Below are 18,745 nucleotides of genomic sequence, written 5' to 3'. Positions count from 1 at the left end.
TCACTGCTCGCCGGAGCCGTCCGCTTCAATGGCCGCACGGCGTGCAACCTTGGCGACGATCTGGGCCGCCAACCAGTCGAGCTGGGCTGAGGAGACATCCTCGACATGCTGCGGTAGCCTCACGAAAACCTCCTCGCCCGACTTGGGCGGTCTGACCCGGACGACGAGTCTGGTTGCCTGCTCCAGCTCCTCCGCGGTCATCGTCGCCTCCTGCCGGATGACACCGGTGGCGATCTGATCGGCTGAGTTGATGCCCAGCAGAGACTTGCCCTTGGCGGTGATCATCACCCGCCTGGCGTTGTTGAGACCGACCACATGCCGCTTGGGCGCGGCAGCCGGGTCGTAGATGTACCGCAGCTCCGTCTCCAGCAGGCGCGTGGTGCCATCCGGCAGCGTCTCCCTCGCGCCCTTGGGGAACACCAGCACGCTGCCGTCGGCATCGGTCAGGCGCCCTTCCACCCAGTCGAACGTCTGTTTGGTGGCTTCCTGTCCACCCCGGTAGCCGGATTTGGATTCGAAAACAATGATGGCCTGAAAGCCGCTGCGCCCGTGATATCCGATAATGCCGTCGGTGAACTGCCGCGGCGGCCCGAGTTTCCCGGTGGCCTTGTCGCGCACGCGGATCATCACGTCCTGATACAGGCGGGCACGGCGATAGTTCGGCTTCAGTCTCACGGCGTCGTCGAGATGCTTCAGCATGAGGTCGCGGGACATGATCTCCAGCAACTCACCCTTGATGGGGTTGAGCAGGCCCAGCTTGACGACCGGATTCACGGTCGGCAGCTGCTTGAGCACCAGGTCGGGATCGAGCCCCCGCACGGACACGCCGAGATATCCCTCAAGCTTGCGCAGGTCATGCTTCGGGCGGCTGAAAACATCCCGGAGAATCGTGGCGGCCTTGTCATCCGGCAGGTCGGCGGGGCGCGGGACCTCGAAGAGGTTGACGGCCCGTCCGGCCTGCGACCTCAGTGCGCTCTTGGCGTAGCCCTGCCCGAGGACCGACCGGAGTAGCCGCATTGCCGCAGGGTTACGGGTGCGGATGACCCAGGTCAGCGGATCGACCTTCCGTGTGCCCGGGCTTACCAGGTAGGAGCGGTAGGCGGCCTGCAGATCCGCATGGGTGAAGCCGGTCTGATCTACATTGAGCAGTAGACCCGCCGATGGTGGCGTCCCTTTCAGCTTCTCGCAGATCTTCACGTACTTCTGCAGCTGGGCCGTGGACACGTGTCGCCCCTTCTTGATGGCGTCTGCCACTTCCCGAGCAAGGTCGGCGTCCTGCTTGCTGAGCCGGGATATCCGTTCCAGTAGCGTCTGCGCCTTGGCGGTCTTGCGCCCGAAGACCTTCGCCGCGACCGCGCTGCCGGCGCGGCGCATACTCGGCACGGAATACGGCAAAAGCGCCCCCACACCCATCATGACGATGTCGCTCGTGGACAGCTTGCGACCGTAGAGGTCCCGTCCGGTGAACAGCGCGTCGGTGAACTCCATGATGTCGATCGCGTCTCCGAGGCCGGGGACGAAGCGCACCGCCAGGTCCATCGCGGCCAAGGCCGGGCTGACCACGACGGGCTGACTCACGCCGTCGACGCTGACGTGTCTCCACGATGAGGACGGCTTGAGGAAGCGTTCACCGAAATCGGGTACCCGCGAGATCTTGTCCGTCTCGTAGATCTGCCAGAATCGCTCAGTGGTGGATGCAGACGTCCCGGTCCATGCCGTCAGCGCAAACTCCTTCGGCATCCGGGCGACCTCGACCAGCACGTCAGGTGTCCGCACCACCTCGACGACGGGAAGCCAATCGCGCCCCTGGCTTGGGCTCCACACGCTAGCGCCAGGATTGACCTGGACATAGAACTTGGCGTTGCCGTTGTAGGCGCCCGGCTTGCCTTGGATATCCTGCGCACAGGTCGGCACGGTGATGATGAGGTCTTGACGGCTCCAGTGATGGCGCAGAATGACACCGTTGTGCAGCGGCACGACACTCAGGTAGTCCATCGGCGCCTGCAACTTGTGCGTGAAGTCGCGCACACTACCGGTCCGGCTGGCGTCGGGGTCCGGCCAGAACGGATGGCCCAGTTCGTATTCCGCCATGAGGTGGTGGTTGTTGAAGTCGAAACCGATCGGCGGCACCAGCTCCGGATCCTGCACCCTGATGATCTCCACCATCGGCAGCGTCGGTCTGGCGTCATAGGGCAGCGGCGGAAACCCATCCAGGGACACGCTGACCCCAGGGGCCGCTACGATCTTGATGATCGCGTATGGGCGGCTGTCCTTCAGCGACGGCTCCAAGAACTGGTAGCTCGCCGGCACGCGCCACGAGCCGTCCGCACTCACATCACTCAGGGTGATGGACAGTCGCGGCCCGAACAGGTGGCGATAGCGAAGCGTGATCCGCGACGGCGCGACCTCGGCGGAGAACCGCTCCCACGCGAATCCGGTGCCAGCGCTACTCACTCGATTACTCCGACCGGGGTGACAGCGTGGCGCGTTACCGCGGCCTCGGCCGTGGCACACCGTGAGCTGGCGGAGAGGCGCCTCACGCCCTCCACGGTAGGTGTGCCTCCGGCGGCCTGGGCCATCCCGGTCACCCAAACGACACCGGCGTGCCGCCGGTCGGTCCGCGACCGGAAGGGCTTTGCCGCTGCTCAGGAGGTTTGCGCAGGACGGCGAGGCAGTTGTCGGGCTCGTAAGTCGGTTGCTACGCCGCCGGGCGCACCGCCCCGATCTCGAACCGGCCGACCGGGTGGTGCTGGCCGTGTTGTCGCGGCTACTGCCCCGCCCACGCTGCGTTGGGAGAAAGGTTGGGCAACCCCGGTAACCCCTGTATCCGGGTGGGCCGATCAGGTGCGCAGCACGTTGACGTAGATCAGCCAGGCCAACGCGGACTTGGCGGCGAGGCTGAGCACGATGTACGAGACCTCGCCGTAGCGGTAGTCACGCCACCGGCCACGCTGGGCGTACTGCAACGCCATGTTGACCGCGAAGCTCGCGAAGAGGAGAAGCTGAACGATGATGATCGCCCACACGAAGCCGGGAATCTCCGGTGGCTGGGCGACGTAGACGGCGATCGCCAGCCAGGGTGCCAGGCCGACCAGCGTACCGAACCAGAAGGCGCTCCAGTCCGCGCGTCCCGGCGTCTGCTGCCGCTCCATCAACAGGCCGAACAGGATCATCGCGGTGTTCGCGGCGAAGATCCCGATGACCGCCGCGAGATCGCGGATCCCGACGAACAGGCCGATCAGGACGATCATGATCGAGGCGCTTACCGAATACTCGATCCAGCGGGCGTAGTTGGTTCGCCGGTCCAGGTTGCGTTCATACCAGCGGTGCACGCCCGGGGCGGCGGTGACGAAATGGTCGAGCGCGGCGAGCAGCAGGAAGACCGCCACCGCCGGCCCGACGGCGATCCGGAAGGCCACCTCCGGGAGCGTGGCGTCCCGCAGCGTCACCGGGTCCGCCGTCAGGTACGACGCGGTGACCGGCAGCGACAGGTCACTGCTGGCCACCCACATCCAGATGCCCTCGACCGCCAGCAACAGACCGACGAGCACGTTTATCGCTCGCAACCGCCGGTAGCGGTCGCGGCCTGCCACCGCTTGGTGCCCCATGGGCGCCACCATAGGGACCTGGGACAGCGGTTCGTCGGGGTTTGGGCACATCTTCTGAGGTCCGCCTGCGACCGGCGGGTGGGCCGGGACCGACCGGGGCGGGCGTATGACGAAGACGGGATGCACCAACGCATTGCTGTTCATCGATATCTGCCCATAGGCTCCCTGCCACCGCGGATGCGGCGCAGCCAGGAGGCTCGCCGTCGATGTCTTGGAGGGACCCATGGTGCGTTGGCGTAGATTCCTCGGCCGGTTGGCGGCTGTCCTGGTAGCGGTCACCGCAGGATCGGTCGCGATGGTGGCGCCCGCCGCCGCCGCGCCGACCGGGGACGTGACGCCGTTCGTCGTCGGCGGCACCCGTGCGGCGCAGGGTGAGTTCCCGTTCATGGTCCGGCTCTCCATGGGCTGCGGCGGGTCGCTCTACAGCCCGCGACTGGTGCTGACCGCCGCGCACTGCGTCGGCCGTACCGGCTCCAACACCAGCATCACCGCCACCCTGGGCGTGGTCGACCTGCAGTCCTCCAGCCGGATCCAGGTGCGTTCCAACTACGTCTACCGGGCCCCCGGCTACAACGGCAACGGCGACGACTGGGCACTGATCCGGCTCGCCACCCCGGTCACCTCGCTCGCCACGCTCAAGATCACGACCAGCACCGCGTACGACAACGGCACCTTCACCGTCGCCGGCTGGGGCGCCGCCCGGGAAGGCGGTCCGCAGCAGCGCTACCTGCTCAAGGCCACCGTGCCGTTCGTCGACGACACCACCTGCAACCGGTACTACCGCGGCCAGATCATTCCCAACGAGGAGATCTGCGCCGGCTACGCGAGCGGTGGGGTGGACACCTGCCAGGGTGACTCCGGTGGCCCGATGTTCCGTCGGGACGCCGCCAACGCCTGGATCCAGGTCGGCATCGTCAGCTGGGGCAACGGCTGCGCCCGGCCCAACTACCCCGGCGTCTACACCCAGGTGAGCACGTACGCCTCGGCGATCCAGTCCGCGGCCGCCAGCCTCGGCGGCTGACCGACCCGGTGGGGTGGCCCGGCCGCGCGAGGCGGCCGGGTCACCCAGTGCCGAGGCGCCGCCGGGAGGCGGCGCCTCGGAGGAACCCGGATCAGTTGCGGTTGATGGTGAAGGTCGACGTGGTGTTGCGGATGTCCTGCCAGTTGTCGTTCAACCGCAGGTTGACGAACGTGGCCGAGCCGACCGCCGGGCCCTGGCCCTGCTCCGGCATCTCGTTAACCCAGATGCCGAAGCCGGACTTGGCGTCGAACGCGTCGCCGCTGCGCCGGGCGCCGCTGATCGACACGTTTGTGAAGACCGTGTCGGTCACCGGATTCTCCGGCCGCCCCGACTGGTCGTACTTGGTCTGGAACATGATCCCGGAGTACGTGGGATCGACGATGTCCACGTCGGACACGCGGATGCCGCGGAACTCCTTCGACGCCGAGAACACCCAGATCGCGGGGAAGGTCTGCGCGCCCCAGAAGTGGCCGCCGGACCGGACCAGGGAGATGTTCTCGAACCGGGTCGGCGGGCTGGCCCCGAACCCGATGAACGGATATCCGAAGTCCAGCGAGCTGATCGTGATGCCGGAGTACGTCAGCTGGTCCGCGATGTAGAGGTTGCGGAAGACGTTGTCGTAGCCGCCGTACACCGCGATGCCCGCCGCCCGCCAGGTCAGCGTGGCGGTGAGGTTCTCCAGGACGTTGCCGTGGTTGCCGGTGCTGGCGCCCTGGTCGGTCGCCGAGAACAGCGCGAACGCGTCGTCACCGTTGGACCGCCCCTCCGAGTTGGCGATCCGGTTGTTCGTGCTGCCGTTGGTCATGTTCACCGCGTCGGCGAAGGTGTTGCGGAAGCGGCTGTTCGTGATGGTCAGGCCGCTGACGCTCACCCCCCAGTAGGCGCAGACCGTGTGCTCGACCCAGACGTTGTCCAGGGTCAGGTTGTCGACGTCCTTCAGTTCACCCCACACCTTCCCCGGCCCGTCCTGCCGGACGGTGTAGTTGCCGAAGAAGGAGAGATGGGCGAATGACGACCCGCTCGCCGAGGGCTCCACCCGGAATCCGGCGTCGGTGTTCTGCTGACTCGTCGGCGTCTGGAACCGGGTGAACCACATGCCCGCGCCGACCACCTGCACCGGCTTGCCGTAGACCTGGAACTTCTGGGCGGTCTCGTAGGTGCCGGCGGGCAGGTACACCCCGACCAGGTTGCCGCCGGTGTCCATCCGCACCCGGTCGAGCGCGTTCTGCACATCGGAGTGGCTGAAACCGGTCGGCTCCGCGTACCGGGCCGGGTCGGGGTTGGGCCGCGACACCACCTGCTCCAGGTTGACGAAGTCGATGGCGTACGTGGTGGTGTTGGCCGGGTCCTTCTGCAACCGGATCCGGCTGCCGGCGGGGATGGTGGCGTTCAGCAGCACGTTTGCCTCGTCGTAGATATGCCGCGGCGGGCCGGCGCTCGGCGAGTCGCTCGGGCTGCTCTCCGCGCCGTAGAGCCAGATGTGCCTGCTGGTCAGGTTGATCGGCTTGTGCAGGACCCCGTTGACGTAGATGTTCAAAGTGGCGTCGATGCCACCACCGCCCGGCGCGTCCGGGATGGAGAAGCGGGTGACCAGGGCGTTCGCCGGCGCCTTGGTGGTCCATTCGACGTACGCGCCGGTGCTGTTCAACGTCACCGCCCGTCGTCCGGACGCCTCACCGGCCAGGTCACCGATGGTCCGGTTCGGGCCGACCACCTGCGCCCCGCCGCCGACCGAGCCGTCCTCCGCCTCGTACATGTCGTACGGCAGGTTCGCGCCACGACCGACGAAGAGCGGCCGCTCGCTCGTGTTGTTGGCCCGCTTCACCGGCAGCTCGTTGGCGTCGTCGGCGAGCACGACCCGGACCGTGTACCGGCCGTTGGCCGCGGTCCAGGTGCCGAGGTTGACCGGGCCGGCCGTGGCGCCGGCGGCAATGGTTCCCGTGTACGAGCCGGTCAGGGTGCGGACCACGGTGCCGGCGTCGTCGACCACGGTGAGCGTGACGCCGTGCGCGCCGCCCGCCGAGGCCACCGTGCCCTGGTTGCGGATGGTCACCGCGAAGGTGACGGTGGCCCCGGCCGCCGGCGTGCCGGGCGACCAGGTGACCGTGGCGGCGACCAGGTCGGAGCTGGCGACCGGGTTGACGGTCAGCGGGCTCGGCGCGGTGCGCCGGTTGTTCGCCTCGCTCTGCTCGATCACCGTGTTCGCCGGGTCCACTGTCGCGGCGAACTCGTAACTGCCCGCGTTGCGGGGACCGATGGCGACCGAGACGGTGGTCGAGGCGCCGGCCGCGAGGGCGCCGACGTTGGCGGTGCCGACTGTGGTCGTACCCAGGTCGAAGGCGACCGTGGTGGCGGCGGAGGGTGCCGTGCCGGCGTTGCGCACGGTGGCGGAGAGGGTGACCGGGTCGGTCTCCACCGGCGTGGCCGGCGCGGCCGAGACGGCGGTGACCACCAGGTCCGGGTTGGGCGCCGGCGCGCCGATCACCTGGAGTTCGGCGACCTGCCCGTTGGGCGCGCCGGTGTTGGCGGTGAACTGGAGGCGGACGTCGGCCGCCGTGGCCGAGACCGGGATCGTCACGGTGTTGGCGCCGGCCGGGCTGAACGAGTACGCCGCCGAGCCGACAAGCGTGGTGAAGCCGCCCGCGGACTGCTCCCGCCCGAGCACCTGGAAGGTCTGGGTGCGCTGCCCCCAGGCCGGGTCCGGGTTCAGTTTGACCACGACGGCACTGATGCTCGCGTTGGCGCCAAGCGCGACGGTCAGGGTGCTCGGGTACGCGCCGGGCGCGCCCTCCCAGTAGGTGGTGACGTCGTCGTCGACGGCGTTGGCGGCGTTGAACACGTGCACCGTCGAGGACGCGGTGGCCGGCTTGCCGACGGCCAGGTTGGTACCGCCCGGTGTGCTGCCGGGACGGGTCACCGTGTTGCTGTTCGCCGACACGTTCCCCGCCGCGTCCCGCGCCCGGACGAAGTAGGCGACGGTGGCGGACGCCGGCTGGTTGTCGGTCCAGGTCAGGGTGCCGCCGGTGACGCTGGCCCGCAACGCGCCGTTGGCGTAGACGTCGTAGCCGGTGACCCCGACGTTGTCGGTCGACGCCGTCCAGGTCAGCCGGATCTGGCCGCTCGCCGGCTCGGTGTACGCCAGGTTGCCCGGCGCGGTCGGCGCGGTCGTGTCACCGGTGTCGCCGGTACGGGTCACCGCGTTGCTGTTCGGCGACTGGTTGCCAGCCGCGTCCCGCGCCCGCACGTGGTACGTGACGGTGGCACCGGCCGGCTGGGTGTCGGTCCAGGTCAGGGTTGAGCCGTTGACGCTGGTGCGGAGCACCCCGTTGGCGTAGACGTCGTACCCGGTCACCCCGACGTTGTCGGTCGACGCCGTCCAGGTCAGCCGGATCTGGCCGCTGGCCGGCTCGGTGTACGCCAGGTTGGCCGGCGCGGTGGGCGGCTGGGTGTCCCCGGTCGCCGGGCCGTAGACCTCCAGCTCGGAGAGCTGCCCGGCCGGCCAGCCGGTGTTGGCGGTGAAGAGCAGCCGGACGTGGCGGGTGGTCGCGGTGGGCACGGTGACGGTGACGGTGTTGCCGGAGCCGGGGCTGAAGGCGTACGCGGCCGAGGCGACCAGGGTGGCGAAGCTCGACCCGTTGGTGCTGCCCTGCACGGTAAGCGTCTGGCTGCGCGCCGGCCAGCCGGCGGGCAGCTTGAGCACCAGCCGGTTGACGTTCACCGTGGCGGCCAGGTCGACCTGGATCCACTGCGGGAACGCGTTGTTGGCGCTCTCCCAGTACGTGGCCGCGTTGCCGTCGTTGGCGTTGCCGGCGCCGTACACGTCGGCGTGACCGCTCTCGGCCATGGCCTTGCCGAGGGCGAGGTTGGTCGACGAGGTGGCGGCGCCGTACACCTCCAGCTCAGCGAGTTGCGCGGCCGGCCAGCCGGTGTTCGCGGTGACGGCGATCCGCACGAACCGGGTGCTGGTCGGCGGGAAGGTGATGGTGACGGTGTTGCCGCCGGCCGGGCTGAACGACCGGGCGGCGGAGGAGACGATGGTGCTGAAGCCGCTGCCGTCCGCGCTGCCCTGCACGGACAGCGTCTGGGTACGTGCCTCCCAGCTGCCCGGCAGCTTCAGCGTGACCTGGTCGATGGACTGGCTGGAGCCGAGGTCGACCTGGGCCCACTGCGGGAGGGCGGCGCCGCTCTCCCAGTAGCTGCCCTGATTGCCGTCGGTGAGGTTCGCGGCGACGTACGGCCCGTTGGTGCTGCTGGCCGAGGCGCTCCGGCCCGCGGCGAGGTTCGGGCCTCCCGCGGCGGCGGCCGGCGGCGCCGGCGCCGCGGTGACGGCCAGGCCGACCGCGGTGAGCACCGCGACCAGTCGGGTTCGGATTCTGGACATGGTTGTGGACACCTTCTTCCCGGGACGTGGAGAGGCGCGTGCGGTGGAGCGGTGTGCGGGGTGGAGCGGGTACGGGGTGGGACCGGATCGGCGGCGCGGTCCCACCCCGCACGTCTCAGGCGGCGTGGACCTCGAACTCGGCGAGCTGGCCGGCGGGCCAGCCGGTGTTGCCGGTGAAGGTCAGCCGGACGAACCGGCGCTCACCGGCCGGCAGGGCGATCGACACGGTGTTGCCGCCGGCCGGGTCGAAGGTGTAGCCGGTCGAGCCCCGGAGCGTGCTGAACGAGGAACCGTCGGTGGACCCGAGCACGGCCAGCGTCTGCGTACGCGTCTGCCAGGCCGGGGACGGTGGCAGCTTCAGCACCACCCGGGACACCGGACGGGCGGTACCCAGGTCGACGGTGATCGACTGGGGAAAGGCGTTGTTCGCGCTCTCCCAGTAGGTGGCGGCGTTGCCGTCCACCGCGTTGCCGGCGGCGTACACGTCGGTGTGGCTGGTCGCCGTGACCGGCCGCCCGGCCGCCAGGTTTCCGCTTGGCGGTGGGGTGGTCGGCGGTGAGGTCGTCGGTGGCGGGGTCGTCGGCGATGGGCTCGTGCCGCCGCCGTACACCTCGAACTCGGCGACCTGCCCCGCCGGCCAGCCGGTGTTGCCGGTGAAGGACAGCCGGACGAACCGGCGCTCACCGGCCGGCAGGGCGACCGTCGCCGCGTTCCCCGACGACGGGTCGAACGTGCGGCCGGCCGGCCCGGCGAGCGTGGCCCAGGATGACCCGTCGGTGGAGCCGAGCACCGCGATGGTCTGGGTCCGGCGTTCCCAGCCGGCCGGCAGCTTCAGCACCACCCGGTCCACGGCCCGCGCGGCGCCCAGGTCGACGGTGATCGACTGGGGAAAGGCGTTGTTCGCGCTCTCCCAGTAGCTGGCGGCGTTGCCGTCGACCGCGTTGGCCGCCAGGTAGGTCTGCGTGCTGCTGGTCGCGGTGACCGGCCGGCCCAGAGCCAGGTTGCCGCCGGTGGGCGGCGGAGTGGTCGGCGGCGGGGTCATGGGCGGAGTGCTCGGCGGCGGGGTGGTCGGGCCGCCGCCCCACCGGGGCTCCGGCCAGGGGCCGCAGTACGGGGCGGACGTGTACCACCCGGAGTTGCCCGGGCCCTGGTTTATCTGGAAGCCGCTGCCGACGCAGTTGTGGATCGGGTTCGACTGGGCGATCCCGGTGGCCCGCACGTTCGTGAACGAGACCTGGCTGGGCGCCTGCACCTGGAGCGCGTACGTTCCGGCGCCGTCGATACGGACGTTGCTGAAGCTGATCCCGCTGGTGGCGCCCTCGATCCAGTGCAGTGCCGCGTACGAGCTGTCCAGGATGTCGGTGTCGGTGACATTGATCGTCGCGTCCCGGATCGGCTCGTTGAGGGCGGAGAACCAGAGCGCACCCACCCCGAACTGCCAGTTGTAGTCGGAGTTGCCGTTGCGGATCAGTGTGTTCCGGGCGACCGTGATCGTCCCGGCGACGGCGGTCGCGCCGTGCACCCCGGGATAGCGGTTCGCGACGTGGATGCCGCCGCCGTTGGTGACCGAGTCGGCGGTCACGTTGTCGGTGATCCGGATGTCCCGGCCGCCGTACGTGACCAGGTGGTTGGCGAGGATTGTCACGCCGACCGTGTTGAAGGTGAACGAGTTGTTCACGTTCGGCACGTTCTGCGCCCACATGGCCAGGGCATCGTCACCGGTGTTGCGGACGAACGTGTTGGTCACCGTGGAGTTGGTGACTCCCCAGTGGAAGTTCACGCCGTCGGCGGTCTGGTCCAGGATCCGGCTGTCCCGGATGGTGAAGTTGTCCATCGGGCCGTCCATCCAGGCACCGACCTTCGTGTGCTGGAGCCAGACGTTGTCCACCACCGAGTCCGACATGGCCCCGCCGATGGCGTTGACCTGGTGCTCGTCCACCCGCTCCCGGATGTCACCGATGATGGCGAAGTCCCGCAGGGTCACGTTGCGGCTCGGACCGCCGGCCTCGTGAGGACGGATCTCGCCGCTGTAGCCGCCGCCCGGGACGTACTTGCCGTAGATGCCGGCGGCGCGTTTGCGGTCGGTGGGGTGGCGGCCGCCGAGCACCGAATACCACGGTCCGGCTCCGCGCAGGGTCACCCTGTCCACCACCACGTGATCCCAGAGCGTGAACGTGCCGGCCGGGATCCACACCTCCCGCCCCTGCGCCTTACCGGCGTCGACCGCCGCCTGGAACTTCGGGGTCGAATCCGTGGCGCCGGTCGGGTCGGCGCCGAAGTCGGCCACCACGTCCAGCGCGCCCGGGGGCTTGGTGATCTCCGGACCGACCAGCTCGAAGTCGGCCAGGTCGATGGTGAAGCTGGGGGACTGAGCGACCGACGAGACCTGGAGGCGGATCTTCGCGCCGGCCGGGTAGGTGGTCCCGAAAACGGTCCGGGTCTCGTCGTAGAAGTGGTGCGGGTTGGTGTCGCCGGGGTTGTTGTTGAACGGGTAGCCGCCGTAGTACCAGCCGTACCTCGAGGTCACCGGGACCGTCCTGACCAGGGTGCCGTTCGCCCGCACGTCGATGCTGGCGTCGCGGCCGGTGCCGGCGGCGTTGTCCGGGATGCTGTAGCGGAACGTGACCGCGTTGGCCGGCGCGGTCAGCGTGAACTCGACGTACTCGCCGACCGCGTCAAGCGTGACCGCCTCGCGGCCGGACGCCTCGGACGGCAGCGTGCCGTAGCGCCGGTCCGGGCCGATCTTCGTGCCGGTGTGCGTGACCTCCTCCGCCTCCTGCTCGACGAACGGGACGGTGGCGCCCCGGCCCGGAATGTCGAACGGGGACAGCCCGGCCGCCCGGGCCGGGGTGGCGGTGCTTGTCAACGAGATGACGGTGAGCGAGGTCGCGGTGAGAGCGACGCCGGCGAGGGCGGCCACCCCCGCGCGGGTCCGGGCTCTTCGGGGCGGGGTGGCGGTGGTGGTGTGGTCGGGCATGAGCGGAGCTCTCCCTCTCGTCGGTGGGTCCGAATCCCCCCGTGCTGTGGTGCGGTGGTGCCTCCGGTTGCTCGCGCCGGTCGGGGCCGGCGGGGTGAGGTGCGGTGCCGGCGGCCGGGACGGGACCGCCGGCACCGCGCGGGTCAGGCCGGTTCGGTGGTACGCAGCCAGACGGCGGTGTCCGGCGGCAACAGGTCGTCGTCGAGCGGGCCGCTGACGAGCAGCCGGCCGGTGTGCGGCGGCAACGGAACCGCCACGGTGGAGAGGTTGACCAGGCAGGTGAAGCCCGGGTCACGCCGGAACGCGAGCACCCCGTCCGGGGCGGGCAGCCAGGTCATCGTGCCGTCGCCGAGCGCCGGATCGGCCCGGCGGATGGCGATGGCGGCCCGGTACAACTCAAGCATCGAGTGCCCGTCGCCGGCCTGCGCGGCGGCGGTCCGGTCCTTCCAGTCGGCCGGCTGGGGCAGCCACGGCGCCGCCGCGCCCTCCGGGCTGAAGCCGAACGGCGGTGACTCGCCGGACCACGGCATCGGGACCCGGCACCCGTCCCGGCCCGGGTCGATCCGGCCGGAACGTTCCCACATCGGGTCCTGCCGCAGCTCGTACGGGATGTCCTCGACCTCCCAGAGACCCAGCTCCTCGCCCTGGTAGACGTAGGCGGCGCCGGGCAGCGACAGCGACAGCAGCGCGGCCGCCCGGGCCCGGCGGGTGCCCAGCTCCAGGTCGGTCGGGATCCCCTCGCGCTTGGCCGCGAAGCTGAAGGTGGTGTCCGCGCGGCCGTAACGGGTGACGTGCCGGGTGACGTCGTGGTTGGAGAGCACCCAGGTGGCGGGGGCGCCGACAGGCGCGTGGGCGCTCAGCGTCCCGTCGATGCTCTCGCGGAGCGCGGCGGCGTCCCAGGCGCAGCCGAGGAAGTCGAAGTTGAACGCCGCGTGCAGTTCGTCCGGGCGCAGGTAGTTGGCGAACCGCTGCCGGTCCGGCAGCCACACCTCACCGATCAGGGCCCGGTCGCCGGGGTACGAGTCGGCGATCCGCCGCCAGCCCCGGTAGATCTCGTGCACCCCGTCCAGGTCGTGGAACGGGTGCACCGCATCCGGCCGGATCTCCGGCAGCGTGGCGTCCTTGACCAGCAGCCCGGCCGAGTCGATCCGGATGCCGTCCACCCCGCGGTCGAGCCAGAACCGCAGGATGTCCTCGAACTCGGCGCGCACCCGCGGGTGGTCCCAGTTGAAGTCCGGCTGTTCCGGGGCGAAGAGGTGCAGGTACCAGTCGCCGGGGGTGCCGTCCGGGTCGGTGGTGCGGGTCCAGGTCGGGCCGCCGAACTCGCCCACCCAGTCGGTGGGGCGCCGGTCGCCGTCGGGGCCGCGGCCCGGGCGGAACCAGAAGAGTTCCCGCTCGGGCGCGCCGGGGCCACCGTCGAGGGCCGCCTGGAACCAGGGGTGCGCGTCGGAGCAGTGGTTCGGCACCACGTCGACGATGGTCCGGATGCCGAGCGCGTGCGCCTCCGTGATCAGCGCCTCCACCTCGGCGAGCGTGCCGAAGACCGGGTCGATGTCGCGGTGGTCGGCCACGTCGTAGCCGGCGTCGGCCATCGGCGAGGGGTACCACGGGCTGAACCAGATCGCGTCGACGCCGAGCGCGGACAGGTAGCCCAGCCGGGACCGGATGCCGGCGACGTCGCCGATGCCGTCGCCGTTCCCGTCGGCGAAGCTACGCGGGTACACCTGGTAGATCACCGCTCCACGCCACCACGGACCACTGTCTGCTGCGGACACGAGCACCTGCTTTCTGCGTCGGTACGTCGGCGAGGCCGCCGGGTCAGCCCTTGAGGCCGCCGGTGGTCAGACCGGACATGATGTTGCGTTGGAAGATCAGGAAGAGGATGACGGTGGGTATCGCGGCGATCACCGACGCGGCGACCACCACGTTCATCGGCGTACCGCCGGCGAAGGCGTAGATCCCGACGCTGACCGTCCGGGTCTCGGGCGACGGCATGACCAGCTTCGGCCAGAGGAAGTCCTTCCAGACCGCGGTCACGGCGAAGATCGAGACCACGCCGAGGATCGGGCGGGAGATCGGCAGGATGATCGACCAGAGGGTGCGCAGCGGCGTCGCCCCGTCCACGAGAGCCGCTGCCATCAGCTCCTCCGGGATCGAGTCGAAGAACCGCTTCAGCAGGAAGATGTTGAACGCGTTGGCGACCAGGGGCAGCCAGATCGCGAACGGTGAGTCGAGCAGGCTGAGGTTCAGGATCGGCAGGTCGATCACGGTCACGTACTGCGGGACGATGAGGACCATCGCCGGGATCATCAGCGTCGCCAGCATCAGGCCGAGGATCACGTTGCCGAGGACCGGCCGGAGCTTCGACAGCGAGTACGCCGCGGCCGTGTCGAGGACGAGTTGGAACAGCACCGCGCCGGCCGCGTAGTAGAACGTGTTGAACAGCAGCTTGGCGAGGTCGAGGTTGTTCCACGCGTCCGTGTAGTTCCGCCACTGCGGGTCCTGCGGGAAGAGCGACGGCGGGGTCTGCGCGATCTCCTGCCCGGACTTGAGCGCGCCGGTGACCATCCAGTAGAGCGGCCCGAGGAAGACGAGCGTGAACGCGATGATCGTGACGACCAGCAGGGTCCAGTAGATCGCCCGGCCGCGTCCGCGCCGTAGTTGGGCCGGGGAGATGAGGGTGCGGGTCCCGGAGTCCTGTGCCATGGCTCGTCCGTCCTAGTCCTGTTTCGCCGTCAGCCGCAGGTAGACGGCGGAGAAGCCGGCCAGCACGACGAGCATGATCACGCCGAGCGCGGCCGCGCCGTTGAGATCGTTCTGGAAGAAGCCGTGCTGGTAGATCAGGTACGCGACCGAGGTCGCCGAGTCCTCCGCGCCCGCGCCGTTGGCGAGGATCAGCGGCTCGATGAAGAGCTGCATGGTGGCGACGATCTGCAGCATCGCCAGGAGCGCGAGGATCAGCCGGGTCTGCGGGATGGTCACGTGCCGGACACGTCGCCAGATCCCGGCGCCGTCGAGCTCGGCCGCCTCGTAGAGCTCGCCCGGGATGTTCTGCAGCGCGGCCAGGTAGATCAGGACCGCACTGCCCATGTTCATCCAGGTCGACGCGAGCACCATGGCCGGCATCGTCATCTCCGGGGACTGCATCCACTGCGAGGTCGGCAGGTGCAGGGCCTTGAGGATCGCGTTGAAGAGCCCCGCCTCGCTGGGGTCGTACGCGTAGTACTTGAAGAGGAAGAGAGCCGAGGCGGGCGGCAGCATCACCGGCAGGTAGACCAGGATGCGGAAGTACCCCTTGGCGTGGCGGAACTCGTTCAGCAGGATCGCGACGAAGAACGGCACCGCGTAGCCGAGGACGAGCGCCAGGAAGGTGAAGTAGAAGGTGTTCTTCCAGGCGGTCCAGAAGCTGGGGTCGTCGAGGATCCGAAGGTAGTTGTCCCAGCCGACCCAGGTGGTTTCGCCGCGCCGGGTCCGCTGGAAGCTCATCACGATGCCACGGACCATCGGGTACCAGGAGAAGACCGCGAAGCACACCACCGCGCCGATCAGGAACGCGTGGCCGGTGAGGTTGTCCCGCACCTTGCGGCCGAGGCTGGTACGCCGCGGCCGCTCGGGTGACCGGGGTGCGGGGCGGCCGGGTGCTCTGATGGCCCCCGGGGCGGAGGTGATCGTCAAGGCGACTCCTGGTGTCGGGACCGGACGGTGCGAGGTGGGCCGGGTGGGGGCCGGCGCACCGGCCCCCACCGGCTCAGGTCAGCCCTGCGCGGCGAGGAGCTGGTTGACCTTGTCCTCGGCCGTCTTCAGCAGTGCGTCGATGTTGGCGTCCGGGTTCGTCAGGACCCCGGACATGGCCGCGTCGAGCACCGCGTAGATCGCCTGGGCGTTGCGGGGCTCACCCTTGATCGGAACCGGGTTCGCCTCGAAGACTGCGAAGTTCGCGGTGTCGACGTTCGCGTTGGCCTTGCGCAACTCGAGTTCCTGCTTCTGCGCCTCGGTGCCGTTGGCGAAGAGCAGCGGCTGCGGCAGGCCGACCGGGTAGTTCTGCGGCTTGGCGCGGACGTAGTCGAGCTGGCCCTTGCCCGGCGTCAACTTCTGGTACGCGATCCACTTCAACCCCGCGTCGACCTGCTCCGGGCTGAGGCCCTTCTTGAAGAAGTAGCCCTCGCCACCGCCGAGCGTCGCCTTCGCCGGGCCGTCCTGGCCGGGCAGCGGGCCCATCGCCCAGTCCTGGAACTTGCCCTGGAACTGGCTGACGATCGCCTGCGTGGTGTCCGGTGCGCCGATGAACATGCCGACCTTGCCCGCGGCGGCGTTTGTCAGCAGGTCGCCCCACTGCAGCAGTTGGCGGTCGCCCATGCTGTTGTCGCCGTAGCGCATGTCCCTGAGGTTCTGCAGGACCTGCTTGCCCATCGCGTTGTTGAAGTCGGCCTTCGTGCCGTCCGGCGTCAGCACCTGACCTCCCTGCGAGTAGAGCAGGGCGGTGAAGTGCCAGCCGCCGGTGTTGCCGGCGCTGTACTCGGCGTACCCGGCGATGCCCTCGCCGAGCGCGGAGATCTTCTTGGCGGCGGCCCGGACCTCGGGCCACGTCCTGGGCGGGTTGTTGACGTCGAGCCCCGCCCGCTGGAACAGCGCCTTGTTGTAGACCAGGCCCATCGAGTAGTTCTTCACCGGGACGGCGTAGAGCTTGCCGTTGTCGGTGAAGACCTCCTTGAGTGCCGGGTCGACGCTGTCCCAGGTCGGGACCGTGTCCTTGTCGGCGTACTCGGTGATGTCCATCGCCTGGCCGGAGTCCAGCACCTGCTGGAGGTCGGTCATGTACCCGTAGAACACGTCGGTCACCGTGCCGCCGGCGAGGCGGGCGGTGAAGTCCGGCGGGTTGTTGCACTGCTCGCCGACGCTGACGCTCTTGATGATGATGTCGGGGTTCTGCCGCTGGAACTCGGCGACGTCGTCGTTCCAGTTCTGCAGCAGCTCCTTCTGGGCGCCGACCGGCTGGCAGTCGACGGTGATGGTGACCTTGCCGCTCGCGTCGCCGCTCGCGTCGTCGCTCTTCGTGGAACAAGCCGTGAGGCCGAGCCCCAGGCCGGCCGCGAGCGCCAACGCCGCAGCCTTCCGGTACTGCGGTACGGACATCTGTCCATCCCTTCGGGAAACGGGTGTGTCGCCGTGAAGGTGCAAATGTGAGTGCGGTCACTGTAGCTACCAAGACTCATGACGGCAAGGTTTCGATCGAATGACGAAAGAAAGCGACTGCCGATGGGTAGCCGTCGACGGCCCGACGCGGTCCGATCGGTTCGCACGGCTTCACCCGTTTTGCACGCAACACGCGACGGCCGTCGACCGCGGGCAGCGGTCGACGGCCGTCGCGTCCGTCAGCAGGCGGGGGTCAGGGCCGGGCGCGGCCCGGTTCCGGGGCGGGCGCGGTCGAGCCGCGCACCACCAGTTCCGGCTCGAAGAGCAGTTCGTCGGCGAGCACGCCACCACCCTCGATCTGGGTCACCAGCAGGTCCACCGCCGCCTGGCCCATGGTCTCGATCGGCTGCCGCACCGTGGTCAGCGGCGGGTCGGTGCAGGTCATGAACGCGGAGTCGTCGAAGCCCACCACCGACACGTCGTCCGGCACCGATCGGCCGAGTCGGCGCACCGCGCGGATGGCGCCGAGAGCCAGCACGTCGCTGGCGCAGACGATGCCGGTGACACCCCGGTCGACCAGTTTCGTCGCGGCGACCCGGGCCCCCTCCATGGAGAAACTGGATCGCTCCACCCACCGGTCGTCGTCCTCGGCCCACCCCGCCGCCCGGCGCAGCGCGGACAGCTTGCGCCGCGACGGCACATGGTCCTCCGGGCCGAGCACCAGGCCGATCCGCTCGTGCCCGAGCGAGCGCAGGTGACCGTACGCCTGCTCCACCGCCACCGCGTCGTCGGTCGAGACGCGGGGAAAGCCGAGCTCTTCGACGCCCGCGTTGACAAGCACCACCGGCAGCCCCCGGTCGGTCAGCCGCCGGTAGTGCTCGTGGGAGGCGTCGGCCAGCGCGTACGACCCGCCGGCGAAGATCACCCCGGAGACCTGGTGGTCGAGCAGCATCTCCACGTACGCCGACTCGGAGACGCCGCCGATGGTGCGGGCGCAGAGCGCCGGCGTGAAGCCGCGCTGGGCCAGCGAACCGGTGACCACCTCGGCGAGGGCCGGGAAGATCGGGTTCTGCAGTTCGGGGAGGACCAGCCCCACCAGGCGGGCGCGTTCCCCGCGCAGTTTGGTCGGGCGCTCGTAGCCGAGCACGTCCAGCGCCGTCAGCACCGCGGTACGGGTCGCCTCGGACACACCACCGCGCCCGTTCAGCACCCGGCTGACGGTCGCCTCACTCACACCCGCCTTGCGGGCCACATCGGTCAGCCGCTTCGTCACCGTTGGAACGGTACGGCAAACAAACGAAAGAATCGAACCCCAATTTGCCGTGCGCAGTCCGAAACGGGACGCACCCTGGCAGCTATTTGCCCCAGGTTCGGGAACGACAGCACTCACGCGCCCCTTTGCTCTGCTTACCAATACGCACATGTCTGCTGAGCAGCGGTTGGGCGCTCGTCCACCCGGCAGTCTCCGCGCCGCGCGGACTGCGGAGCGTCACTGTTGCGTATGGGTAAGCAGAGCAAAGGCGTCGGCGGAGTTGTTCGGGGTTGCGAGCACGACTACCCCCGGTGTTCGCCGGCGTCAGCTCGGCGGCGCGTCGGTGCCCGGCCGTCCGGCGGCCAGGGCCACC

The 18,745-nt window shown here is 69.6% G+C and carries 10 protein-coding genes; 1 reads left to right on the top strand and 9 read right to left on the bottom strand.

The genetic code is table 11. The annotated features are described in order from the left end of the window. Together ABTW87_RS23340 and heR are read right to left on the bottom strand one after the other, a co-directional pair. On the bottom strand, positions 1-2,454 hold the full coding sequence (locus ABTW87_RS23340; protein ID WP_350653082.1) for a hypothetical protein: 2,454 nt from the start codon (positions 2,452-2,454) through the stop codon (positions 1-3). A 386-nt stretch (positions 2,455-2,840) separates the two neighbouring features. After that, positions 2,841-3,608, bottom strand: a complete 768-nt coding sequence (gene heR, locus ABTW87_RS23335; RefSeq protein ID WP_350653081.1) for a heliorhodopsin HeR — start codon at positions 3,606-3,608, stop codon at positions 2,841-2,843. A 223-nt stretch (positions 3,609-3,831) separates the two neighbouring features. Here heR and ABTW87_RS23330 point away from each other — a divergent pair, with 223 nt between their 5' ends. Continuing rightward, positions 3,832-4,629 (top strand): S1 family peptidase, encoded by a 798-nt coding sequence (locus tag ABTW87_RS23330; RefSeq protein WP_350653080.1) that lies wholly within the window; start codon positions 3,832-3,834, stop codon positions 4,627-4,629. Positions 4,630-4,720: 91 nt separating this feature from the next. Here the strand turns inward: ABTW87_RS23330 and ABTW87_RS23325 are convergent, their stop codons facing one another. The 7 genes from ABTW87_RS23325 to ABTW87_RS23295 form a co-directional block, all read right to left on the bottom strand. Continuing rightward, positions 4,721-9,010, bottom strand: a complete 4,290-nt coding sequence (locus tag ABTW87_RS23325) for a discoidin domain-containing protein (RefSeq protein ID WP_350653079.1) — start codon at positions 9,008-9,010, stop codon at positions 4,721-4,723. A 115-nt stretch (positions 9,011-9,125) separates the two neighbouring features. Beyond that, positions 9,126-11,987, bottom strand: coding sequence for a discoidin domain-containing protein (locus ABTW87_RS23320; RefSeq protein WP_350653078.1), 2,862 nt, complete (start codon positions 11,985-11,987; stop codon positions 9,126-9,128). A gap of 143 nt (positions 11,988-12,130) precedes the next feature. Then, a complete protein-coding gene (locus ABTW87_RS23315; protein WP_350653077.1) occupies positions 12,131-13,762 on the bottom strand; it encodes a glycoside hydrolase family 13 protein in 1,632 nt (543 codons plus the stop codon). 43 nt (positions 13,763-13,805) lie between these two features. After that, a complete protein-coding gene (locus tag ABTW87_RS23310; protein WP_350653076.1) occupies positions 13,806-14,693 on the bottom strand; it encodes a carbohydrate ABC transporter permease in 888 nt (295 codons plus the stop codon). A gap of 12 nt (positions 14,694-14,705) precedes the next feature. Beyond that, complete coding sequence (locus ABTW87_RS23305; RefSeq protein ID WP_350653075.1) at positions 14,706-15,662, bottom strand: carbohydrate ABC transporter permease; 957 nt, start codon at positions 15,660-15,662, stop codon at positions 14,706-14,708. 78 nt (positions 15,663-15,740) lie between these two features. Continuing rightward, positions 15,741-17,120, bottom strand: a complete 1,380-nt coding sequence (locus ABTW87_RS23300; protein WP_350653074.1) for an ABC transporter substrate-binding protein — start codon at positions 17,118-17,120, stop codon at positions 15,741-15,743. A gap of 253 nt (positions 17,121-17,373) precedes the next feature. Next, positions 17,374-18,393 (bottom strand): LacI family DNA-binding transcriptional regulator, encoded by a 1,020-nt coding sequence (locus ABTW87_RS23295; protein ID WP_350653073.1) that lies wholly within the window; start codon positions 18,391-18,393, stop codon positions 17,374-17,376. Positions 18,394-18,745 lie beyond the last annotated feature (352 nt).

The organism is Micromonospora sp. NPDC126480 (genome assembly GCF_040302465.1).
GTDB lineage: Bacteria > Actinomycetota > Actinomycetes > Mycobacteriales > Micromonosporaceae > Micromonospora.
The sequence above is the reverse complement of the archived record's forward strand: the minus strand, read 5'-3'. Positions and strand labels throughout refer to the sequence as shown.

What these genes read in the sequence shown, in the direction of transcription:
- heR (WP_350653081.1), bottom strand. Translation starts at nt 3,608, where the DNA reads ATGGGGCACCAAGCGGTGGCAGGCCGCGACCGCTACCGGCGGTTGCGA.
- ABTW87_RS23330 (WP_350653080.1), top strand. Translation starts at nt 3,832, where the DNA reads ATGGTGCGTTGGCGTAGATTCCTCGGCCGGTTGGCGGCTGTCCTGGTA.
- ABTW87_RS23325 (WP_350653079.1), bottom strand. Translation starts at nt 9,010, where the DNA reads ATGTCCAGAATCCGAACCCGACTGGTCGCGGTGCTCACCGCGGTCGGC.
- ABTW87_RS23320 (WP_350653078.1), bottom strand. Translation starts at nt 11,987, where the DNA reads ATGCCCGACCACACCACCACCGCCACCCCGCCCCGAAGAGCCCGGACC.
- ABTW87_RS23310 (WP_350653076.1), bottom strand. Translation starts at nt 14,693, where the DNA reads ATGGCACAGGACTCCGGGACCCGCACCCTCATCTCCCCGGCCCAACTA.
- ABTW87_RS23300 (WP_350653074.1), bottom strand. Translation starts at nt 17,120, where the DNA reads ATGTCCGTACCGCAGTACCGGAAGGCTGCGGCGTTGGCGCTCGCGGCC.